The organism is Micromonospora sp. NPDC005324 (assembly GCF_040607155.1).
In the GTDB taxonomy this organism is placed as follows: Bacteria; Actinomycetota; Actinomycetes; order Mycobacteriales; family Micromonosporaceae; genus Micromonospora; species Micromonospora trifolii.
This window is the reverse complement of the sequence record NZ_JBEXGE010000023.1, coordinates 81,908-102,323: the sequence shown is the minus strand read 5'-3', so window position 1 is coordinate 102,323 and position 20,416 is coordinate 81,908. Positions and strand designations below refer to the sequence as shown.

Annotated in this window: 22 protein-coding genes; 12 read left to right on the top strand and 10 right to left on the bottom strand. The window is 70.4% G+C overall.

Going from position 1 to position 20,416, the window contains the following annotated elements; genetic code table 11:
- Positions 1-421 precede the first annotated feature (421 nt).
- The 5 genes from ABZS40_RS23250 to ABZS40_RS23230 all read left to right on the top strand — a co-directional run bounded on the left by ABZS40_RS23250 (position 422) and on the right by ABZS40_RS23230 (position 6,307).
- Positions 422-1,765, top strand: coding sequence for a tetratricopeptide repeat protein (locus ABZS40_RS23250; RefSeq protein ID WP_354945448.1), 1,344 nt, complete (start codon positions 422-424; stop codon positions 1,763-1,765).
- Positions 1,766-2,068: 303 nt separating this feature from the next.
- Positions 2,069-3,130 (top strand): DUF5677 domain-containing protein, encoded by a 1,062-nt coding sequence (locus tag ABZS40_RS23245; RefSeq protein ID WP_354945447.1) that lies wholly within the window; start codon positions 2,069-2,071, stop codon positions 3,128-3,130.
- 478 nt (positions 3,131-3,608) lie between these two features.
- On the top strand, positions 3,609-4,031 hold the full coding sequence (locus ABZS40_RS23240; RefSeq protein ID WP_354945446.1) for a helix-turn-helix transcriptional regulator: 423 nt from the start codon (positions 3,609-3,611) through the stop codon (positions 4,029-4,031).
- A complete protein-coding gene (locus tag ABZS40_RS23235) occupies positions 4,028-5,077 on the top strand; it encodes a GlsB/YeaQ/YmgE family stress response membrane protein (RefSeq protein WP_354945445.1) in 1,050 nt (349 codons plus the stop codon). Before ABZS40_RS23240 ends, ABZS40_RS23235 begins: the two co-directional genes overlap by 4 nt.
- A 147-nt stretch (positions 5,078-5,224) precedes the next feature.
- Complete coding sequence (locus ABZS40_RS23230) at positions 5,225-6,307, top strand: NAD-dependent epimerase/dehydratase family protein (protein WP_354945444.1); 1,083 nt, start codon at positions 5,225-5,227, stop codon at positions 6,305-6,307.
- Between the two features lie 11 nt (positions 6,308-6,318).
- On the opposite strand, the gene ABZS40_RS23225 is transcribed toward ABZS40_RS23230, so the two are convergent.
- The 5 genes from ABZS40_RS23225 to ABZS40_RS23205 all read right to left on the bottom strand — a co-directional run bounded on the left by ABZS40_RS23225 (position 6,319) and on the right by ABZS40_RS23205 (position 11,054).
- Positions 6,319-7,503 carry a hypothetical protein gene (locus tag ABZS40_RS23225; protein WP_354945477.1) on the bottom strand — a complete coding sequence of 395 codons (1,185 nt, stop codon included), beginning with the start codon at positions 7,501-7,503 and terminating at the stop codon, positions 6,319-6,321.
- Between the two features lie 82 nt (positions 7,504-7,585).
- A complete protein-coding gene (locus ABZS40_RS23220; RefSeq protein WP_354945443.1) occupies positions 7,586-8,335 on the bottom strand; it encodes a ZIP family zinc transporter in 750 nt (249 codons plus the stop codon).
- A gap of 54 nt (positions 8,336-8,389) precedes the next feature.
- Positions 8,390-9,580: a GNAT family N-acetyltransferase gene (locus tag ABZS40_RS23215; RefSeq protein ID WP_354945442.1), complete on the bottom strand. Its 1,191-nt coding sequence runs from the start codon at positions 9,578-9,580 to the stop codon at positions 8,390-8,392.
- 78 nt (positions 9,581-9,658) lie between these two features.
- Positions 9,659-10,378 (bottom strand): protein phosphatase 2C domain-containing protein, encoded by a 720-nt coding sequence (locus ABZS40_RS23210; RefSeq protein WP_354945440.1) that lies wholly within the window; start codon positions 10,376-10,378, stop codon positions 9,659-9,661.
- Positions 10,379-10,493: 115 nt separating this feature from the next.
- A complete protein-coding gene (locus tag ABZS40_RS23205) occupies positions 10,494-11,054 on the bottom strand; it encodes an XRE family transcriptional regulator (protein WP_354945438.1) in 561 nt (186 codons plus the stop codon).
- Between the two features lie 55 nt (positions 11,055-11,109).
- Here ABZS40_RS23205 and ABZS40_RS23200 point away from each other — a divergent pair, with 55 nt between their 5' ends.
- The gene (locus ABZS40_RS23200; RefSeq protein WP_354945437.1) at positions 11,110-12,357 is read left to right on the top strand and encodes a benzoate/H(+) symporter BenE family transporter; all 1,248 of its coding nucleotides are present in this window, start codon (positions 11,110-11,112) and stop codon (positions 12,355-12,357) included.
- On the opposite strand, the gene ABZS40_RS23195 is transcribed toward ABZS40_RS23200, so the two are convergent.
- From ABZS40_RS23195 to ABZS40_RS23180, 4 genes are all read right to left on the bottom strand, one after another.
- On the bottom strand, positions 12,340-12,711 hold the full coding sequence (locus ABZS40_RS23195; protein ID WP_091395802.1) for a hypothetical protein: 372 nt from the start codon (positions 12,709-12,711) through the stop codon (positions 12,340-12,342). The two genes, ABZS40_RS23200 and ABZS40_RS23195, sit on opposite strands and share 18 nt — an antisense overlap.
- Positions 12,712-12,932: 221 nt before the next feature.
- Entirely contained in the window at positions 12,933-13,184 is a 252-nt protein-coding gene (locus ABZS40_RS23190; protein ID WP_354945435.1) for a hypothetical protein, read from the bottom strand.
- Between the two features lie 81 nt (positions 13,185-13,265).
- Positions 13,266-13,739: a large conductance mechanosensitive channel protein MscL gene (gene mscL, locus ABZS40_RS23185; protein ID WP_354945434.1), complete on the bottom strand. Its 474-nt coding sequence runs from the start codon at positions 13,737-13,739 to the stop codon at positions 13,266-13,268.
- Positions 13,740-13,778: 39 nt separating this feature from the next.
- Positions 13,779-14,459: a FadR/GntR family transcriptional regulator gene (locus ABZS40_RS23180; protein ID WP_354945476.1), complete on the bottom strand. Its 681-nt coding sequence runs from the start codon at positions 14,457-14,459 to the stop codon at positions 13,779-13,781.
- 215 nt (positions 14,460-14,674) lie between these two features.
- Here ABZS40_RS23180 and ABZS40_RS23175 point away from each other — a divergent pair, with 215 nt between their 5' ends.
- A complete protein-coding gene (locus ABZS40_RS23175) occupies positions 14,675-15,826 on the top strand; it encodes an MFS transporter (protein WP_354945475.1) in 1,152 nt (383 codons plus the stop codon).
- Between the two features lie 13 nt (positions 15,827-15,839).
- Here the strand turns inward: ABZS40_RS23175 and ABZS40_RS23170 are convergent, their stop codons facing one another.
- Complete coding sequence (locus ABZS40_RS23170; RefSeq protein ID WP_030332365.1) at positions 15,840-16,196, bottom strand: STAS domain-containing protein; 357 nt, start codon at positions 16,194-16,196, stop codon at positions 15,840-15,842.
- A gap of 163 nt (positions 16,197-16,359) precedes the next feature.
- Here ABZS40_RS23170 and ABZS40_RS23165 point away from each other — a divergent pair, with 163 nt between their 5' ends.
- The 5 genes from ABZS40_RS23165 to ABZS40_RS23145 are packed head-to-tail and all read left to right on the top strand — an operon-like array spanning position 16,360 to position 20,414.
- A complete protein-coding gene (locus tag ABZS40_RS23165) occupies positions 16,360-17,220 on the top strand; it encodes an STAS domain-containing protein (RefSeq protein ID WP_354945432.1) in 861 nt (286 codons plus the stop codon).
- The gene (locus ABZS40_RS23160) at positions 17,220-17,630 is read left to right on the top strand and encodes an STAS domain-containing protein (protein ID WP_354945431.1); all 411 of its coding nucleotides are present in this window, start codon (positions 17,220-17,222) and stop codon (positions 17,628-17,630) included. The genes ABZS40_RS23165 and ABZS40_RS23160 overlap by 1 nt, the downstream gene beginning before the upstream one ends.
- Positions 17,627-18,046, top strand: coding sequence for an anti-sigma regulatory factor (locus tag ABZS40_RS23155; RefSeq protein WP_354945430.1), 420 nt, complete (start codon positions 17,627-17,629; stop codon positions 18,044-18,046). Before ABZS40_RS23160 ends, ABZS40_RS23155 begins: the two co-directional genes overlap by 4 nt.
- Positions 18,043-19,056, top strand: a complete 1,014-nt coding sequence (locus tag ABZS40_RS23150) for a SpoIIE family protein phosphatase (protein ID WP_354945474.1) — start codon at positions 18,043-18,045, stop codon at positions 19,054-19,056. The genes ABZS40_RS23155 and ABZS40_RS23150 overlap by 4 nt, the downstream gene beginning before the upstream one ends.
- Positions 19,053-20,414 (top strand): ATP-binding protein, encoded by a 1,362-nt coding sequence (locus tag ABZS40_RS23145; RefSeq protein WP_354945429.1) that lies wholly within the window; start codon positions 19,053-19,055, stop codon positions 20,412-20,414. The genes ABZS40_RS23150 and ABZS40_RS23145 overlap by 4 nt, the downstream gene beginning before the upstream one ends.
- Positions 20,415-20,416: the final 2 nt, after the last annotated feature.

The following is a 20,416-nucleotide window of genomic DNA, read 5'->3' as shown; positions in this document are numbered from 1 at the left end:
CTGTCGAGGCAGAGGTGGTGAATGGAACCTTCGGTGCCTTCGCAGCCGGGGTTGCTGCCCCTTTGATCGTCGAACAGCTAGCGCGCCAATTTCCAGCCTTGGCGTCCCCAGACGCTGCTGGGCAGACATTCATACCTCACCAGCCGAGACAGCCTGCGCCCGAGACCGCAGCAACGAGTCAGAGCACTGTTGGTCCAGGCGGTGAGCCGGCATGACTTCCTTCGCTCGCTACCTCGTTGCTGCGCTGGCTAGAGACACCCCGGCTTACTCGATAGGTGTTACTGCGAGAAGCGGGCTGGCCATAAACCTCCTCCGCGCCGTCGCAAGAACTTCCGCGCCGCGGCTATTGCCGGATGCCCGAGAATCTTCTCGGCTGCAGGTACGCGATCCGGCCGCTGAGACGACTACATCGATCGAGCAGGTGGTTGCCGACGACGAGCGGGCCCTCGGGGACGATCATCCCAACACCCTGACCTCGGCTAGCAACCTGGCTAACGCCTACCGATCGAAGGGACGGGTCGCTGAGGCGATCACCTTGTTCGAGCAGGTGGTGACCGACGACCGGCGAGTCCTCGGGGACGATCACCCAGATACCTTGACCTCGCTCAGCACCGTGGCTTACGCCTACGTGTCGGTGGGGCGAGGCGCTGAGGCAATCGACTTGTTCGAGCAGGTGCTAGCCAACCGTCGGCGGGTCCTCGGGGACGACCATCCAGACACGCTGGCCACGGTCAGCAAGGCCGCTTACGCCTACGAGTCAGTGGGGCGGGTCGCTGAGGCGATTACCTTGTTCGAGCAGGTGCTAGCCAACCGTCGGCGGATCCTCGGGCACGATCACCCTGACACGCTGACCTCGGTCAACGAGTTGGCTGGCGGTTACTTGATGGTGGGGCGGGTCGCTGAGGCGATTACCTTATTCGAGCAGGTGCTAGCCAACCGTCGGCGGGTCCTTGGGCACGACCACCCAGATACCCTGACCTCCGTCAACAACCTGGCCTACGCCTACAAGTCCCTGGGGCGGGTCGCTGAGGCCATCACCTTGTTCGAGCAGGCGGTAACCGACGACCTGCGGGTCCTCGGGGACAATCATCCCGACACCCTGACCTCGGTCAGCAACCTGGCTGGCGCCTATCGGTCGGTGGGGCGGGTCGCTGAGGCGATCGCCTTGTTCGAGCAGGTTCTGGCTGACCGTCGGCGGGTCCTCGGGGACAATCATCCCGACACCCTGACCTCGGTCAGCAACCTGGCTGGCGCTTATCGGTCGGTGGGGCGGGTCGCTGAGGCGATCGCCTTGTTCGAGCAGGTTCTGGCTGACCGTCGGCGGGTCCTCGGGGACAATCATCCCGACACCCTGACCTCGGTCAGCAAATTGGCTGGCGCTTATCGGTCGGTGGGGCGGGTCGCTGAGGCGATCGCCTTGTTCGAGCAGGTTCTAGCCGACTATCGGCGGGTCCTCGGCGACGACTACCCCGACACGTTGACCACGGTCAACGAGCTTGCTGTCGCTTATCGGTCGGTGGGGCGGGTCGCTGAGGCGATCAACTTGTTCGAGCAGGTGCTGTCCAACCGTCGGCGGGTCCTCGGCGACGATCATCCCGACACGTTGACCACGGTCAACGAGCTGGCTGTCGCTTATCGGTCGGAGGGGCGGGTCGCTGAGGCGATCACCTTGTTCGAGCAGATGAATTCGCTAGGTAAGGTCGGAAGCGCAACTGCGCCACGCCAGCGAAAAAGCGACAAAAGATCTGGTATCCCTCGCCCCTAATTCGAGTGCGCTGCGGGTGGTAGCAGATCACCGCCGACGGCGTCCTACTACGCAGCCTGCCCAACCCGCTGGCACCGGCCGAGATCGCCCGCATCCGCGCCGCCCGCCCCGCCGGACCACCACCAACCCCGACACCCGAACCGATCCGGGTTCAACGCCGTGTCAGCTGCCGCGGAGCCCTGGTCATCGCCGCTCAACGCATCCACGTCGGCATCGCCCACGCCGGATCAACCTTGACCCTCGAAGGTGCCTTCCGAGGATTATGGACTTGGGCAGGGCTGTCCGCGCCGGGATAATGAGCCAGTGCATGACGTGGAGTTCGCCTTCGGCACTACCGAGGAGGCCGTCGACGAAGAACGCCTAAGGCGCTTCCGTGCCCGTCTGGATTTAACGTGGAGTGAGAGCCTTGCCGCCAACACGGAGCAGCGCTCAGCGTTTCGCGATCGGTTGGGCGAGCGCTACCAGCCGGGCCTGGATGCGATGGTGATGCTCCACGTGTGTGCTTTTGAGGCTGCCGAATGGGCACACGGTGCCATCGAAAGCGCCTCGAAGGACGATCCCGACCGCCTTGAATTTGCTAACTACTATGAGGTTGTCCGGGGACTCTTTGCCCGAACCATGCTCGCGTTCGACGAGGTGACGTGGCTGCTGCGGGGTGGCTATCCCAGCGGAGCTCTCACTCGCGTTCGCACCATGCAGGAGTTGGTCATCATCGCATCCGTGCTGGCCGAACACGCAAGTCCGGGAGCCGATCATCCTGAGCTGGTGGAGATGTACGTTCGACACCATGAAGTGTTTATCCGGTCGGTCGCCGACGAGCTGACTGCCACCGGAGCATTGGACCCGGAGAAGTATTTCGATGCTGACACCTTGGCGGCGCTCGACGCTAAGCGCGACGAGCTTATCGGGCGCTACGGGAAACGATTCAAGTCCATGTTCGGATGGGCCGGGCCACTATTTCCCGACGATAAGCCTATCTCTATGGCACGGCTCTCCGGATTGGTGACAACGAAGCTGAACTATTTCTACGGTCTGTCCAGCAGTCACATCCACGGCGGCTCGCAAGGTTGGCACGAGAACTTCGTTACTCGTGGTGATGAAGTTGCGCTGGCATGCGGCCCCACTAATCTGGGGCTGGTTGTACCAGCACAGCTTGCCACTACTTTCCTCTTAGGCATGCTGGAAGTCGCTATCCCCGCCGCAATTAGGCGAGACGGCCATACGGATGACACGGGCGCTATGTTTCTCTCCGGGATCCGTCGAGTCGCCGAACGAGCGATAAAAGCCCTCTCTGCCGCAGAAGAGAGGGTGGCGGAAGAGGAACGAGCATGCCAGGCTCAGCGGCGGAATTCGGCCGACACGTGAGCTAAGTCCGAGAGTTGCCAGATCGCTACCCCCTGAGCTATCAGGCAGGGTGGATGGCGGGGCCATGGGTGTTCCATGGGTGATCGGATGCCAGCGGCCCTGGAGGGATTACAAGCCTAGAGTCTGGATTTCGACCACGAGCAATCGCAGACCTGGCGAACACAATGGGTAACGACCGAGCTGACCTGCTGATACGTGGCGGCATTTTCCTGGACACGGGCGCAAGGGTCCGGACGAAAACGCGTTACGGTAAGTGGCGGGGACAAAGAGCGCCCCTGGAAATTAAAAGTCCACAGCTCTGCCATTGAGCTAGCGGCCCGCGCGCTCAGGTTACCCGACCGTCTGCGCCCCGGCTGATGTCCGCCCCCGCTCCAGAGGAGCGATGCCGATCTACGCCCGCGACGGTGTGGGCACACCTTGGGCAAACTTCGGCACCGCTTTGTCACCGGTATAGCTTCATCGCCGATATATTGACGCCATGGCTACACCGGCGCCGCTGCGGGAACCCACCTTCCTGATCCTCACCGCCCTGGCGCGGGAACCCATGCATGGCTACGGCATCGTCAGCGACGTGGCGGCCCTCTCCGGTGGGCGGTTGGCGCTGCGGCCCGGCACCCTCTACGGCGCACTCGACCGCCTCACCGACGAAGGGCTGGTCGAGCGGGACCACGAGGAGGTCGTCGAGGGGCGGCTGCGCCGCTACTACCGGCTCACCGAAGCCGGCCGTTCCGTGCTCAGCGCCGAGGCCGAACGGCTGCGCCGCAACGTTGAGGCCGCCACGCAGCGGTTACGTGCCCGACCGGCGGGCACCCGCACCGCCGACGGCACCTCACGCGGCCCTCTCAACATCCCCGGCACGGCCGCCCATCCCATCCTTCGACCGACCGGAGGCCCGGCATGAACCGGCCCAACCACGCGCAGGAACAGGCCGGGTCGCCGCTGGAGTCCCGCTACCGGCGGCTGCTGTGGGCCTACCCGGGTGACTACCAGGCCGAGCGGGGCGACGAGATCGTCGGGACATACCTCGACACCGTCGGTCCGGGGCGGCGCTGGCCATCCCCACACGACGCCGTCGATCTGCTCGGCGCCGGGCTCCGGGAGCGACTGCGCGGGTACGGCGCTCTCGGGCTGGTTGCGGCTCTTCCGTTGACCGCGACCGCGGCGCTGAACACCCTCGTCGCGGTCGCGACCTTCCTGCTCCTGCAGGTCGAGTTCGAAGACCCCCGCTTCGCCAGGCTGGACCCGGTTGGTCCGTTCCAGACCCTCGGCGCTGTCATCTGGCTGGGCTGGCTGGTCGTCGGCCTCACCGCCATGGCGCTGCCCGGTTACTGGGCCCGAACCGTCGCAGCCGGTGGCCTCCTACTGACCGTCGCCGTGCCACCAGTGGCCGCCGTCACCGGACAACCTGGGCCACCGCTGTTCGTGCTGGTCCCCGCCGTCGCGCTCGGCTTGGCCACGCTCGCGCTGCCCTCCCATCCCGGGTGGGTCGCGCGTAGCCTGCCGCCGCTCACGGCCGGTTGTGTGACGGCCGCATCGGTGGCATTCAGCGCCGCCGAGAACGGCGGGAACATGTTCACCTCGTACGGCTCGACCCCCGAACTGCTGGCGATGGCCGGGGGGTTGATGTTCGCACTGGTCCTGCTCGTCGGCCTCGGTCGCGCCCTGCGAGCCGACGACGTCGGCCTCTGGGCGACCCTGCTGCTGGCCGCCCCGGCCGGCCTCTTCGGCGCCGACCAGCTCAGCCAGGCGACCTGGGGTACCAGCGGAGGCGGACCCACCCCGACGGCCTTTGCCGTCACCGCCGGGTCGATCCTCCTCGTCGGCGCGGCCCTGCTGGCAGCGGCCCTCGCCGGCCAGGCCGCCCGACACCGGACCGTACGTCGACGAGTGCTCGACGACGCCTGCCCGACCTGCGGACACCGCTCGACTGCGATGACAGGGACCTGACTTCGGCGGGATCAGCTCGGGATCCCGGAAGTCGGGCTGTGCTGGGCGCGCGGATGCCGCGACTTGCAGGAAGTCGAGTGGATCAAGCCGCGCGGGCGGCGGGCTGGGGGGTGGTTGAGCTGCTGCTGGGCGGGTACGGGGTCGGGCATGCGGATCGTGGTGGTGGGGGCGAGCGGCAACGTCGGTACGGCGGTGCTGCGGCGGCTGCGCCGGGAACGGGGCGTGGAGCTGGCCGGTGTCGTTCGGCGGTTGCCCGGCCCGGATGCCGGCGAGCCGTACGACCAGGTGGAGTGGCACTCCTGCGACATCGGCGCGCCGGGCGCGGCCGGGCAGCTCGCCGAGGTGTTCGCGGGTGCGGACGCGGTGGTGCACCTGGCCTGGCAGATCCAGCCCAGCCACGACCAGCGGGTGCTGCGCCGGACCAACGTCGAGGGCAGCCGGGCGGTGATCAACGCGGTGGTCCAGGCCGGTGTTCCGGCTCTGGTGTACGCCTCGTCGGTCGGCACCTACGCGCCCGGCCCGAAGGACCACCCGATCAGCGAGCGGTGGCCGGCCACAGGTGTGCCCGGGTCGTCGTACAGCGAGCACAAGGCTGAGGTCGAGGCGCTGCTGGACGGGCTCGAAAGGGACCACCCGACGCTGCGGGTGGTGCGGATGCGACCCGGGTTGATCTTCCAACGGGCCGCCGGTGCGGAGATCACGCGTTACTTCCTCGGCCCGCTGGCGCCGGTGCGGCTGCTGCGCTTCGGCCGGATCCCGCTGGTGCCGACGAACCGCCGGTTGCGGATGCAGGCGGTGCACGCCGATGACGTGGCTGACGCGTACGCCCGGGCGGTGTTGGGTGATGCGCGCGGCGCCTTCAATGTCGCCGCGGACCCGGTGCTCACTCCGGAGCTGGTGGCCCGGCACTTCCATGGTTGGACGGTGCCGGTCGCCGCGCCGGTGCTGCGGGCGGCGGCGGCGCTGACCTGGCGGGCGCGGCTGCAACCGGTCGACGCGGGCTGGGTGGAGCTGGGTCTGAACGCCCCGCTGATGTCCAGTGAGCGCGCGGAGACCGAGCTGGGTTGGCAGCCCAAGATCAGTGCGCTGACGGCGCTCAGGGAACTCTTCGCCGGAATGGCCGAGGGCGACCACACGGCAAGCCCGCCGATGTCCGGCGCACGGGACCTGCCCGGCCGCCCCGCCGCCCTCCTCCGCGCCCGTCCCCCGGGCGAAGGAAACCCCTACTGAGCTACGCGGCCTCAGCTCAGTTTGGAGCCCGTCACAGTGGGGTTGCGGGCGCCCAGGAAGAAGATGCCGGGGAAGCCGCGCGTCTCGAACTTGGCGCTGGGGTTGCGGCGCAGGGTCGAGTTTTCGATCTTCATCGTGCCGGTGCGGTTGTTGCTCACGAAGAAGATCGCGCCGCCGCCCTCGTTGGCCTTGTTGTTCTCGATGATCGTGCCGGCGATCCGTACGGTGAACTCGTTGCCGTCGCAGTAGATCGCGCCGCCGCTGCCGCCGCCGGGCGTGCCGGACTTGGCCGGGTTGGCGCCGCTGCCGATCGCCTCGTTGTTCCTGAGCAGGCTGTTCAGCACCACCCACGACACGCCGATGCTGCTCAGCGCCCCTCCGTTGGAGCAGGAACCGCCGTCGAAGGTGCTGCCCACCACGTACACCGGCTTGTTCTCGTACTGACTCAGCACCCGGACGGCCGCGCCACCCAGGTCGGGGCCGGTGCGGTCGCAGCGGTTGCGGACGAAGCGTGAGTTGACCACCTTCAGCCGCCCACCGCGGACGAAGATCGCCCCACCGCCGCCACCCTCGGCCTTCTCGCCGGTGGAGTTGCCCTCGGCGAAGGTGAGGTTCTGCACCGTGAGCTGCGGGTGATCCTGGTTCTGGCAGTGCGAGGTGGTGAAGCCCTGGGCCTCGTCGCAGGTGTTCATGTAGAGGATGCGGCGCTGCCCCTGGCCGCTCAGCGTGACAGTGCCGCCGCCGTCCAGCACGATCTTCGGGCCGTTGGCGTTGCGGACCTTCGCGGTGGCGGCCATCTTGATCGTCACCGGGGCCGGTCCACAGTTGAACGTGATGACACCGCCGGCCGCGACGGCCTTCACGACCGCCGCGGAGGTGCAGCTCGCCGGGGTGCCGGTGCCGATGGTCCGGGTCGGCTTCGAGGTGTCCACCGCCTGCGCCTCGGCCGGCACGGAGGCCCTGCCGTTCGGGTTGCCGGCGGCGAGCACCTTGTTGGCGGGCTTCGGGCTGGCGCTGGCCCCCGGGCCGCCGAGGCCGTCGCGGGCACCCGGCGCTTCGCTCTGACCGCCGGTCGGCGGCGCCGTCGGCGCGACGGTCGAGCCGGCCTCGAAGGCGGGGGCCGGGTCGTCGGGCGCGCAGGCGGGCAGGGTCGCGGTGGCGACACCGAGGACGAGGAGAACGGCAAGCGACGTCATGCGCACCACGTGATGCTAGGAGCCGCGACGGCATCGCGACGAATCCGCCGGGCCGGTTTAATGCACAGCTAAGACGCCATCATCAGGTGTGGGAGAGGGCGAAGGCGGTCAGGAAGCCGGCGACCGTGACCAGCCCGACCAGTAGGTGCGCGTTTTCGAACGCCTCCGGGACCATGGTGTCGGTGATCATGGCGAGGATCGCCCCGGCGGCCAACGCGGTGATGGCGGCCAGCACCTCCGGCGGCGCGCCACCCAGCAGGGTGTTGCCGACCAGCGCGGCGACGCCACTGATCAGCGCGATCCCGGCCCAGAGCAGGAAAACGTACCGTCGGGTGCGGCCGGCCTGGCGCATGCCGGCGGCGCTGGACAGCCCCTCCGGCACGTTGCTGAGGAACACCGCCGCCACAGTGACCAGGCTGACCGCGCCGCCGCTGAGCAGGCTGGCGCCGATCACCACCGATTCCGGTACGCCGTCGAGCAGCGCGCCGACGGCGAGCGCCGACCCGGAGCCGGGCTGCTCGCCCTCGGAGGGCTGCTGGTCGCCGGACCGCTTCCGGTGCCGGGCGCCGCGCCGAGCGAGAACCAGGTTGGCAACTGTGTAGACCACAGCGCCGACGGCAGCGCCGAGAACGGTGGGCAGCAGCCCGCCCTGCGCGTGCGCCTCGGCGATCAACTCGAACGACACGGCGGAGAGCAGAACCCCCGCGCCGAACGCCATGATCGACGCGATGACGCGCTGCGGCACCTGGGCGAACCAGCCGACCGCCGCCCCGATCAGCAGCGCCGATCCGGCCAGCAGCCCCCAACCACCCGCCTGTAACCACTCCGGCATGCGCGGGACCGTACCCACTGTCGCCGAGGCGGGAAACCCGATTGTGAGGAGGGCTCAGAAGTCGGCGAAGAGATACGGCACCCGGCGGGGGAAGAGGCCGCGCAGTTCCGTGGCGGCGTCCGCCGGCACCTCGCCCAGACCGCGCAGCGGCAGCTCGGCCGGGTCCAGCACCCCGTACGCGAGGGCGGAGAGCCCGGCGGCGGTGAGCGTGGCGGTCGGCGCGCGGCCGGTGGTGTCGTCGACACGTTCCAGCGCGCCGGTCGTGCCGTCGAGCAGGTGGGTGCCGGCCAACCAACGGTCCCCGGTCAGCTCGATCCGCACCCGGCCCGGGCCGGCGGGCAGCCCGCTCAACGCGTCCAGCGACAGCAGCCGGGCCATCGGCGCGGACGAACCCGGCACGGCCGTGCGGGCCTCGACGTGCACGTCCAGGTCGGTCAGCCACAGCTCGGGCAACTCGTCGGGCGGAACCTGGACGGTGATCCGCTCGATCTGGTCGACGTGCCGGGCGAAGAACTGCAACAGCAGCGCCCGCGCGAGCGGGTCGGTGACCAGCAGCTCGTTGCCGTGCAGCGTGCCGCCGTGTTCGTCGATCCGGTACGTCACCGCGCCGGTGACCTCCCCGCCCACCCGGGCGGTGAGCAGCCAGTACTCGTCACGGTCACGCATACCGACCGCCCGGTAGTCCGGGAAGATCGCGAAGCCGTGTCGTTCCTGGAGGTTGCGCTCGGTGAACGCCCGCCACGTTGGATAGCCGGCGGCGACGCGTTCCCAGCCGACCTCGCCGGGCAGGTCCACCCGGAGCAGCGCGGCCAGGTTGGCCGGCGTGAAGGTGACCCGGCGCGGCTTGGGCAGCCCGACGTAGCCGAATCGGGCGTAGAAGCTGGGCCGGAACGGATAGAGCGCGCTGAGCGGATGGCCCTCGTCGCGCATCTCGTCGAGGAGTTGGTGCAGCAGCGTCCGGACGTGCCCCTGCCGGCGGGCCAGCGGATGGGTTGCCACCCCGGCGACACCGGCCATCGGCAGCACCACCCCGCGCAGGTTCTGTCGCATCGGAATGGCCGAGACGGCGGCCAACGTGGTGCCGCCCTCCTCGGCGATCAGCGTCCGGTTGCCCTGGTTGTAGGGCAGGTAGTCGCGGAACTCGGCGGTGCGGGCAGCATTGAGCGGCGAGGACTCGAAGGCGTACGCGGCCAGGGGGAAGCTGGTGGTGAGACGGTCGTCGTCGGTCACCCGGCGGATGGTCATTCGCCCATCTCAACCCGCCGCGCGGGTCGCAGCAACCGGATTGGCCCGATCCGCGCAGTGGTGACCGGGCCGTACGGGTCAGCGGGCGACGACGTCGGAGACCACGACTGTGACGTTGTCCGGCGCGCCGGCGTGGTGGGCCAGCTTCACCAACTGTTCACCGCACTGCTGACGGTCGGCGTACATGCCCAGGGCCGTGGCGATGGCCTCCTCCTCGACGTAGTCGGAGAGCCCGTCGCTGCACAGCAGCAGCCGGTCGCCGGGGACGACGGTGAGCACCCCGACCGCGGGTGGGGTGTCGGCGCCCTGCACGGCCCGGGTCACCAGGGACCGCTGCGGGTGGTGGCGGGCCTGCTCGGGAGAGAGGGTGCCCTGATCCACAAGTGCCTGCACGAACGTGTCGTCCCGGGTGAGCTGGGTCAGCTCGCCCTCGCGCAGCAGGTAGCAGCGGGAGTCGCCCACCTGGGCCAGCACCAGCGTCTCCCCGGCCAGCAGCGCCGCGGTGAGCGTCGTACCCATGCCGTCCCGGCTCGGGTCGACGGTGATGGCGGCGTGGATGCGCTGGTTGGCGGTGCTGACCACGGCACGCAGCGCGTCGGCGGCGCCGTCGGGGTCGGTGGGCGGAGCCAGTTCGTCCAGGATCCGGATCACGATCTCGCTCGCCACCTCGCCCGCAGGCAGCCCACCCATGCCGTCGGCGACGGCGATCAGGCGGTCACCGGCGAGGGCGGAGTCCTCGTTGTTGGTGCGCACCAAGCCGATGTCGTTGAGGATGACCGAGCGGAGGATCAGCGTCATGGGGTCAAGCTTGCCAAGAACAACCCGCATTCGTCTCTACGCCTCCTACCTAGGTCGAGAAATGATTGCGATTTTCGTCGACCGGGCCGACGGTCCGTGACCGATCGGCGGGGTCTCAGCGGCGCGGATAGCGCAGGAGCAGGCTGGCGGCGACCTCCTCGTCACCCACCGCCGCGTAGCTGTGTGGCACGTCCGACACCCAGCGGAGGTGACCGCCGGCCGGGGCGGTCAGCGGCGCGTCGGCCGGCCCGGCGCGCAGCACCCCGGCGAAGACGGTGACGTGCTCGGTGACTCCCGTCGGGTGGGCGGGGGAGAGCTGGCCGGGGCCGGGCGCGACCCGCATCCGGTACAGCTCGTAGGTCGCGTCGGTGTCGGTGAAGACCTCCAGCAGGGTCGCGGTGACAGCGGTGCCGTGCACTGTGGGCCCGGCGGCCGGCTCCGCCAGCACCGCCGTCAGCGGTACGCCGAGTTGCGCGGTGACCGCCCAGAGCGTCTCCAGGGTCGGGTTGCGGGTGCCGTGCTCCAGGCCGGAGAGGGTGGCCTTTCCGACGCCGGCGAGCCGGGCGAGTGTGGACAGCGAGATCCCCTGCTCCTCGCGCAGGGCGCGAACCCGGCGCCCGACGACGGCGGGGTCCACGTCGAGGCCCGGGCGCGGGGCTGGTGGTGGGTGCGGCACCCGGCTATCGTGCTACACGCTTCCGTTCCGTAAACGGAACAGTCGGGAGGATGGGGTGGCCGGACGCGTACAACCAGTGCTGGCGGGGGTGGTGACCGCGCTGGTGGGCTTCGCCAGCTCGTTCACCGTCGTGCTGGCCGGGCTCAAAGCGGCGGGCGCGTCGGACGCGCAGGCCGCCTCCGGCCTGCTCGCTCTCTGCGTGGCGAGTGGGTTCGTCGCCGTCTGGCTGGGCTGGCGGTACCGGATCCCGATGAGCGCGGCCTGGTCCACTCCGGGCGCGGCGCTGCTGGTGGCGACCGGGTCGCCGCCGGGCGGATGGCCGGTGGCGGTGGGCGCCTTCCTCGTCTCCGGCGCGCTGATCGTCGCGGCCGGGTTGTTCCCGCCACTCGGCCGTGCGGTGGCCGCCATCCCCAAGCCGGTGGCCGGCGCGATGCTCGCCGGGGTGCTGCTGCCGCTGTGCACCGCCCCGGTCCGGGCGCTGGTCGAGCTGCCGGTGGTGGCCGGGCCGGTGGTGGTCGGCTGGCTGCTGCTGCACCGGTTCGCCCGTCGCTGGGCGGTGCCCGGTGCGCTGGTGGTGGCGGTGGCGGCGATCGCACTGACCGCACCGCCGGCTGGCCTGACCGGTGCCGCGCTGATCCCGTCGGTCACGCTGACCGCGCCGGCCTGGAACGCGTCCGCACTGGTCGGGTTGGCAGTGCCGCTGTTCCTGGTCACCATGGCCGCGCAGAACGTACCCGGCATGGCGGTGCTGGTCGGCTACGGCTACCGGCCGCCGTTCGGCGCGGCGCTGCGGACCACCGGTCTGGCCAGTCTGCTCGCCGCCCCGGCCGGCGGGCACGCGGTGAACCTCGCGGCGATCACCGCCGCGCTGGCCGCCGGCCCCGACGCGCACCCCGACCCGGAGCGCCGGTGGATCGCCTCGGTCATCGCGGGCGCTGGGCTGGCGGTGCTCGGCCTGGGTGCCGGGGTGGCCACCACGCTGGTGGCGGTCGCCCCACCGATCCTCATCGAGGCGGTCGCCGGGCTGGCGCTACTGGGCGCCCTCGCCACCGCGCTCGCCTCGGCGGTGACCGACCCGGCGACCCGCGAGGCCGCCGTGGTCACCTTCGTGGTGACCGCGTCCGGGGTGACGCTGATCGGCGTGGGCGGCGCGTTCTGGGGCCTGGTCGCGGGCTGTCTGATGCTGCTGCTCTTCCACCGCCGCCAGCCCACCGCGCCGGCGCCGGACCAGCCGGTCGCGCCGGAGCAGCCCGCCCCCGCCGCGCCGGGAAGATCCACTCGGGGGTCACTCCTCGGGCGGTAGGTCGGCCACCCCGACGGCCAGGAGGACCCGGCCGTCGGCCACCGACCCGATCCGGTCCGCCGGTACGTAGACCGCGCCGGTGCGGGTCAGGTCGGTCGACACCTTCAGGTAGCCGCTGTGCAGCAGCCGCGCCGCCAGATCGGCCGGGACGTCTGGTTCCTCGACCGCAGTCGCCTCGATCAGCTCGTCCAGGCTGCTGCCCGGGTCGGCGGTCGGTGTCTGGACGGTCACCGCGTTCGGGTCACCCCGCTGGACGAGGTCCACGGTCCCGACCTCGGTGCCAGCTGAGTCGATCACCGGCATCCCGGTGGTGATCCGCGAGATGGTCGCCTGCTGCTCGTCCTGCTGGTCCATCCCGCTGCGGTTCCCAGGGCGGCGCGCCGCTAAACGCCGCCGCCGACCGACCCGCCCCTCGCGCGAGGGTGACGTCGCCGTCGCCGTCGGCGTGGCCACCCCGGAGGGCGTGATGACTGTGCGGCATCAATATGCCTCAGAGTCATCACCGTCGAAAGCGCTACCGCCGCCAGGCCACGCGGTGGCGGTCGGTCGTCGGTCGTCGGAGCGCGTCCAACTCCTCAGCTCTTCGGGAGGGTCCAGCCGCTGGGCGGGCGGGGGGACAGCTCCCGCCAGGTGTCCGGGCCGTCGAGCAGTGCCCGGACAGTGTCCTCGGCCTCGTCCGCACTGCCGTACTCGTAGAAGCGGGAGATGCCCTCGGCACCGCCGGCCCGCTGCTCGACGTGCCACCGGTCGGCGTCCACCCGCAGGAAGACGTCCCGCCGGGCCAGCCGCCCCCACTTCCCGTTCCACCAGTGCTTTCGCTGCTCCATGGCGGGACTCTATCGAACACACGTACGAGAAGGTGCGGCCCCTGCGGGAATCCCACAGGGGCCGATGTGCATCCGTTCGGGTCAGCGCTGCGTCGGCGGCTCGGGACGGCGGCCCAGCACGTCGTCCAGTGCCCCGCGCTGCTGGCCCGGGGTGGTGTGGCCGGCGGAGACCAAGGCGTCCCGGATCTCGGTGAGCAGCTTGACCTCCTCGCTCGGTGCCGAGGGCGGCGGCTCCTCGCCCCGCTTGCGCCGCTCGGCCAACCGGTTCATCGGGTAGACGACCAGGAAGTAGAGCGCCAGCGCGGTCAGCAGGAAGGTGATCGTCGCGTTGACGAACGCCACCCAGTCGAACGGAATCCCGCGGAACTTCGGCGTGGAGCCGCTGAGCCCGTCCTTGCTGCCGGTCATCAGCGCGATGATCACTCGAACGAGCGGTTCGAGGAACGACTTGGTGAGCTGGGTGACCACGCCCGTGAACGCGGCGCCGATGACGACACCGACCGCCAGGTCGACGACGTTGCCGCGCATGATGAAGTCTTTGAAGCCCTTGAGCATTCGTACTCCCGAGGTGTCCGCTTTTCTGTCGGGCACAACCTATGCCCGTTCGGCGGGTTCCAGAAAAGCGCCGGCTTCGAGCGCCGCCCGGCCGGGATCGCCGGCCCGGATCGCCTCGACCAACCGGGTGTGGTCGACGTAGCGCTCGGGGGTGAGCGCCCCACCCATGGCCTGGGCGACAGTGCTGCGCAGGGCGGTGCCCACCGAGGCGTACAGCTCGGCGAGCATGGTGTTGTGCGCGGCGGCGACCACCGCCGTGTGCAGTGCCGCGTCGGCCTCGACGAACGCGTCGACCCGGCCGCCGTGCCAGGCGGCCTCGCGCTGGGCGAGCGCGCCGTCGAGCGCCGCCAGGTCTTCCGGCGTACGCCTCAGCGCGGCGAGCCGGGCGGCCTCCACCTCGAAGGCGCGGCGTACCTCAATGACCTCGGTCATCCGGTCGTCGCCGAGCCGGCGGGCGACCACCGGTGCCAGTTCGTCGGTGGACAGCACGTAGGTGCCCGAGCCCTGCCGGCACTCCAGCACCCCGGCGTGCACCAGGGCGCGGACCGCCTCGCGGACCGTGTTGCGCCCGACGCCCAGCGCGGCGACCAGTTGCGGCTCGGTGGGAATGCGCCCGCCGACGGGCCACTCGCCGCCGAGGATCCGGGCGCGGAGTTGCTCGGTGGTCTGCCGGACCCGGTGGCCGCGGGGCGGCACGGCGGGCTGACCGCTGGGCGGCACCGGCGGCGCGGAGGGGAAATCAACCGACGGTGGCACTGGTTACATCACCGGTCCCAAATTCATCCCATGATTGTAGGTTAGAGGTCATGACCCCGCCACCAACCGCCGCTCCGGCGCTGCCCGCCCCCGCCGCCGTCGACCCTCGCCCGACGCGGGACCCCGGTGCCGGCCGGCGGACGCACCCGGCGACCGGTGGCGCGCTGGTGCTGGTCGGGATGCTTCTGGTCGCGCTCAACCTGCGTGCCGTGGTGACCAGCCTCGGCGCACTGCTCGACGAGGTCCGCGACGGGCTGGGCCTCTCCGGCGTCACCGCCGGTCTGGTCACCACCCTGCCGACCATCGCGTTCGCCGGCCTCGGCGCGCTCACCCCGTGGCTGGTCCGCCGGGTGGCGCCGGCCCGCGTGCTGGTGGTCGCCATGCTCGCCCTCGCCGTCGGCCAGGTGCTCCGGGTCGCCACCGACTCGGCCTTGATCTTCGTGCTGACCAGCGCGCTGGCGCTGTCCGGCATCGCGGTCGCCAACATCCTGCTGCCGATGCTCGTCAAGCAGCACTTCCCGCACCGCACCGGCCTGGTCACCGGGGCGTACACGATGGCGTTGACGGTGGGCACGACAGTGGCCGCCGCCTCCGCGGTGCCGATCGCGCACGCCTTCGGATCGTGGCGGGCCGGGCTCGGCGTCTGGGCCGCGATGGCCGCGGTGGCCGTACTCCCGTGGGTGCCGCTGGCGCTGCGGACCCGGGCCGCGGCGCGGCGGGCGACCCCGACGGCGGTCGTCGCCACACCGGTGCGGGTCCGGCCGGCGCGGACCCGGCTCGGCTGGGCGATGGCCGTCTACTTCGGGGCGCAGTCGCTCAGTGGGTACGCGATCATGGGCTGGCTGGCCCAGCTGTTCCGCGACGCCGGTTACCAGCCGGAGTCGGCCGGGCTGCTGCTCGCCGGTGTGACAGCGCTCGGCGTGCCGATCGCGTTGCTGATGCCCACCCTGGCCGGTCGACTCGGCAGCCTGCGACCGCTGGTGTTCGGGCTGACCACCGCGTCGGCGCTGGCCTACCTGGGGTTGGCGCTCGCACCGCACGGTGCCGCGCTGCTCTGGGTCGCCCTGCTGGCGATCGGTCAGGGGGCGTTCCCGATGATCCTGACCGCCATCGGCCTGCGCGCCCGCACCGCCGAGGGCACTGTCGCGCTCTCCGCGTTCGCGCAGAGCACCGGGTACGTTATCGCCGCCCTCGGCCCGCTGATGGTCGGCATCCTCTACGAGGCCACCGGCGGCTGGACCGCGCCGATCGGGTTCCTGCTGGGCGCTCTGGCCGTGCAGACGACGGCGGGCATGGCGATCGCTCGTCCCCGTTATGTCGAGGACGAGTGACGCACGCTGACGGTCAGGAGGAAGCCGGCGTCGGTTCGCCAGCGACTGCCTCATCCACCGTCGGGTAGGTGTGCAGCACCTCGACCAGCCCGCTCACCTCAAGGATGCGCAGCACGCCGCGCTGCGGGGCGGCCAGCCGGACCACGCCGCCAGCCTCGTCGCAGCTGTTCTTGGCGCGGACGAAGACCGACAGACCGGTCGAGTCGCAGAACGAGACGTCCGCCAGGTCGAACACCAGCCGGTTGCGGCCCTTGTCGAGCAGGTCGGTGATCTGGTCCTGTAGCTGCGGTGCGGTGGCCATGTCCAGCTCGCCCGCGACCGCCACGACGACCACGTCGCCGCGTTGTTCCGTGTGCACCGTCAACGACATTCGCCAGACCTCCTGTTATCGGGGGAACGGTATCCCACCACCACGGTCGGAGGTAGGACGGGAGCCGTGATCCGGTGGCCATCGTCATTCCGTTGCTACGGGGCAAGTAGTTGGTCAGGCCCCGGTGATAGAGTCCGCCCGGTCCAGGTCAAGGGGGTTCGAAATGGCGTTGAGCACCGAAGAAAGTGATCGGCTCGCCGCGCTGCTCAGCGGGCAGGACGAACGGGTCACGAGTCGGTGGACCGAGATCGTCACCAGTTCGTTGCGAGGCCGGCTGAGCCAGGCAGAGCTGCGCCGACAGGTCCAGGACCTGCACCGCGCCATCATCACCACCAGCAAGCAGGGCACCATCGACCTGTCCGCCGACAACGCCGCCGAACTGCGCGCCGCGCTCTCCGAGCTGTCCCGTGGCCGGGCCCGGCAGGGCTTCTCCGCCACCGAGACCACGATCAGCGTCTTCGCGCTGAAGGACGTGCTGGCCGAGCTGGTGCAGGAGAGCGGCGGCCCGAACGCGCTCCAGGACTACGTCGCCTTCTCGAAGCTTGTCGACGAGATGGGCCTGTTCACCTTCGAGAGCTTCGTCCGCACCCGGGAGAGCCTGATCGCCGACCAGGCCGAGCAGCTCCTCGAGCTCTCCACGCCGGTGGTCAAGCTCTGGGAGGGCGTTGTCGCCGTACCGCTGGTCGGCACCCTCGACTCGGCCCGGGCCCAGGTCGTCATGGAGCGTCTGCTCCAGACCCTCGTCGACACCGGCTCGCCGTACGCGATCATCGACATCACCGGCGTACCGGCGGTGGACACCCAGGTCGCCCAGCACATCCTGAAGACAGTGGTGGCCGCCCGGCTGATGGGCGCCGACTGCATCATCTCCGGCATCCGTCCGCAGATCGCGCAGACCATCGTGGCGCTCGGCATCGAGTTCGGCGACATCGCCACCAAGGCGAGCCTCGCCGACGCGCTGCGCCACGTGCTGCGACTCACCGGGGTGGAGACCGCCCGCCGCCAGCCGCGTCGGGTCGTCTGATGGAACGCGTACCGATCCTCAAGATCGGCGACATCCTGCTCGTCTCCATCCAGCTCGACATGTCCGACCAGACGGCGGTCGCGCTCCAGGAGGATCTGGCCGAGCGGATCGTGGACACCGGCTGCCACGGCGTCATCATCGACATCACCGCGCTGGACATCGTCGACTCCTTCGTCGGGCGGATGCTCTCCACCATCGCGTCGATCTCCAAGGTGCTGGACGCGGAGACGGTGGTGGTCGGCATGCGTCCGGCCGTCGCCATCACCCTTGTCGAACTCGGGCTGTCGCTGAACGGCATCCGTACCGCACTGAACGTCGAGCGCGGCATGGAACTGATCGCGGCGGCCCACGCCGACGAGCTCGAATACCAGCTCGACGACGATCCGGACGCCGAGACGGCCACGCCGTGACCGCGGGCGTCGACCTGGGCCACCCGCAGGCGCAGTCGATCCAGAGCGATCAGGACGTGGTGCGCGTCCGGCAGTTGATCCGTACCGTGGCGGTGGCCGTCAAGCTGTCCCTCGTCGACCAGACCAAGGTGGTCACCGCGGCGAGCGAGCTGGCCCGCAACACCCTGGTGTACGGCGGCGGCGGTTCGGTCGAGGTGACGGTCGTGGACAACGGCCGACGCAAGGGCGTGCAGATCGTCTTCGCCGACTCCGGGCCGGGTATCGCCGACCTCGACCTGGCCATGACCGACGGCTACACCAGCGGCGGTGGCCTCGGCCTCGGGCTCAGTGGGTCGCGACGCCTGGTCGACGAGTTCCAGATTGAGACCTCAGCGGAGACCGGCACGCGGATCACGGTCACCAAGTGGTCCCGGTGAACGCCGACGCGGTCACCGACAGTGGCATCTGGTTCCGGGTGGAGGCCAGCAGTGCCGCCAGCGCCGTCCGGCGCGCCGCCGAACGCCTCGGCGCTCAGGTGGAGATGGGTGCGGGGCGCATCGCCGACCTGGCCATCGTCGCCGCCGAGCTGACCAGCAACCTGGTCAAGCACGCCGACGACGGCGTCCTGCTGCTCCGGCCGGTACGCCGCGCCGGGCAGGCCGGGGTGGAGCTGATCGCCATCGACTCCGGTCCCGGCATGGCCGACCTGACCATCTCGTTTCGGGACGGGCACTCCACCACCGGCACGCTCGGCATCGGTCTGGGTGCCATCGTCCGGCAGGCCAGCTGGTTCGACGGATACTCGCTGCCCGGCAAGGGCACCGTCCTCGCCGTGCAGGTCTGGCCGGCGGAGGCGGCTCAGCCATCCTGGGCTGGCGCCCTCACCCGACCGATCACCGGAGAAACGGTCAGCGGTGACGGGTACGCCGTCCGGGTCGCCGACGGGCGCCACCAGGTGCTGGTCAGCGACGGGTTGGGGCACGGCCCGCTGGCCGGCGCCGCCACCGACGCGGCGCTGGCGGCGTTCCGGAACGCGCCGGCCGGCCCACCGGCGACGGTGGTCGGTCACCTGCACCGGAGCATGTCGCACACCCGGGGCGCCGCGCTCGCGGTCGCCGAGCTGGCATCGGCGGCCGGTGTGCTGCGCTACGCCGGCCTGGGCAACATCTCCGGCGTGGTCGTCGAGGGCGACGGCAAACGACGAGGGCTGGTGTCACTGCCCGGCATCGCCGGCCACCAGCGACCGACAATCCGGGAGTACGACTACCCGTTCGGTCCCGACGCCCGACTGGTGATGCACAGCGACGGGGTGGTCGACCGTTGGCGGTTGGCCGACTACCCGGGTCTGGTGGAGCGGTCCCCGCTGGTGATGGCGGCAACCCTCCTGCGCGACGCGGGTGTGCGGCGCGACGACGCCTGCGTACTGGTCGCGAGGTCCTGGACATGACCGGCGAGCCGGCCGCGCTGCCGCTGCTGCAGATGGCGCTGCGGGTGGAGCAGGACATCTTCGTGATCCGTCAGCGGGGTCGCGAGGTGGCCGCTGTGGTCGGCCTCGAACACCAGGACCAGGTCCGGATCGCCACCGCGCTCAGCGAGGTGGCCCGGGATCTGCTGCGGACGACCGGCGGAGCGGACGTCTCGTTCCACGTCGACGCGGGTGCCGACGGTCGGTTCCACCTGCGCGCCGACCTGGCCCCGGTGTCCCCGCTCCCGGACGGCCGCTACCAGCCGCAGTCCGGCGCGGTGTCCCGACTGGTCGACACGTTGAGCGTGTCGACCGTCGAGGGGGTTACGGTCGTACGGATGTCCCGACGAGTCCCGGCCAACGCGCCGACGCCGACCCCGGAGCGGCTCGCCGAGTTCCGTACCGAACTCGGCCGAACCGCGCCGGCCAGCGCGCTGGACGAGTTGACGGTGCAGAACGGGCAGCTCATCGCCGCACTGGACGAGGTGCGCAGTCAGCGCGACGAGCTGGCCGTGCTGAACGAGGAGCTGGCCGAGACCAACAGCGGCGTGCTGGCGCTCTACAACCAGCTCACCGAGGAGTTGGAGGAGACCAACCGCGGCGTCGTCGCCCTCTACGCCGAGCTGGACGAGAAGTCGGCCCAGCTCCGTGCGGCGAGTGAGTCGAAGAGCCGGTTCCTGGCCAACGTGAGCCACGAGCTGCGCGCCCCGGTCACCGCGATCATCGGCCTGGGGCGGCTGCTCACCGACTCCGCCTCCGACCCGCTCACCGACGAGCAGGGCCGCCAGGTCGATCTGATCCGCTCCTCGGCGGCGGACCTGCTCAACCTGGTCAACGAACTCCTCGACCTGGCCAAGGCGGAATCCGGCCGGATCGAGCCGGACCTGGCCGATGTCGACCTGCGGCCGGTCTTCGGTCAACTGCGCGGCACCCTGCGCGCGCTGGCCACCCGCCCCGGGGTGGAGCTGGTCGTGGAGGAGCTCAGCGGGCCGGCTCTCCTGCGCACCGACGAGGTGCTGCTCGGTCAGGTGTTGCGCAACCTGCTGCACAACGGGTTGAAGTTCACCGAGCGCGGCGAGGTGCGGCTGCGGGCCAGTCGCAACGGCGACCGTTGGCAGTTCGAGGTCAGCGACACCGGGCCGGGCATCGCTCCCGAGCTGCACGACCGGATCTTCGAGGAGTTCTACCAGATCCCCGGCGCCACAAGGGTCGGCGGCACCGGCCTCGGTCTGCCGTACGCCCGGCGGTTGGTGACGCTGCTCGGCGGGACGCTGGAGCTGACCAGCGCGCAGGGTGGAGGCAGCACGTTCACCGTCTCCCTGCCCACAGGCGGGGCGTGACG

Bases quoted from the DNA above. Each gene is read 5' to 3' on its own strand.
- ABZS40_RS23145 (WP_354945429.1), top strand. From the start codon at position 19,053: ATGACCGGCGAGCCGGCCGCGCTGCCGCTGCTGCAGATGGCGCTGCGG.
- ABZS40_RS23225 (WP_354945477.1), bottom strand. From the start codon at position 7,503: ATGACGTCGCTTGCCGTTCTCCTCGTCCTCGGTGTCGCCACCGCGACC.
- ABZS40_RS23230 (WP_354945444.1), top strand. From the start codon at position 5,225: ATGCGGATCGTGGTGGTGGGGGCGAGCGGCAACGTCGGTACGGCGGTG.
- mscL (WP_354945434.1), bottom strand. From the start codon at position 13,739: ATGCTCAAGGGCTTCAAAGACTTCATCATGCGCGGCAACGTCGTCGAC.
- ABZS40_RS23160 (WP_354945431.1), top strand. From the start codon at position 17,220: ATGGAACGCGTACCGATCCTCAAGATCGGCGACATCCTGCTCGTCTCC.
- ABZS40_RS23210 (WP_354945440.1), bottom strand. From the start codon at position 10,378: ATGACGCTGATCCTCCGCTCGGTCATCCTCAACGACATCGGCTTGGTG.
- ABZS40_RS23170 (WP_030332365.1), bottom strand. From the start codon at position 16,196: ATGTCGTTGACGGTGCACACGGAACAACGCGGCGACGTGGTCGTCGTG.
- ABZS40_RS23220 (WP_354945443.1), bottom strand. From the start codon at position 8,335: ATGCCGGAGTGGTTACAGGCGGGTGGTTGGGGGCTGCTGGCCGGATCG.
- ABZS40_RS23175 (WP_354945475.1), top strand. From the start codon at position 14,675: ATGCTTCTGGTCGCGCTCAACCTGCGTGCCGTGGTGACCAGCCTCGGC.
- ABZS40_RS23235 (WP_354945445.1), top strand. From the start codon at position 4,028: ATGAACCGGCCCAACCACGCGCAGGAACAGGCCGGGTCGCCGCTGGAG.
- ABZS40_RS23215 (WP_354945442.1), bottom strand. From the start codon at position 9,580: ATGACCATCCGCCGGGTGACCGACGACGACCGTCTCACCACCAGCTTC.
- ABZS40_RS23195 (WP_091395802.1), bottom strand. From the start codon at position 12,711: ATGGACCAGCAGGACGAGCAGCAGGCGACCATCTCGCGGATCACCACC.
- ABZS40_RS23240 (WP_354945446.1), top strand. From the start codon at position 3,609: ATGGCTACACCGGCGCCGCTGCGGGAACCCACCTTCCTGATCCTCACC.
- ABZS40_RS23190 (WP_354945435.1), bottom strand. From the start codon at position 13,184: ATGGAGCAGCGAAAGCACTGGTGGAACGGGAAGTGGGGGCGGCTGGCC.
- ABZS40_RS23165 (WP_354945432.1), top strand. From the start codon at position 16,360: ATGGCGTTGAGCACCGAAGAAAGTGATCGGCTCGCCGCGCTGCTCAGC.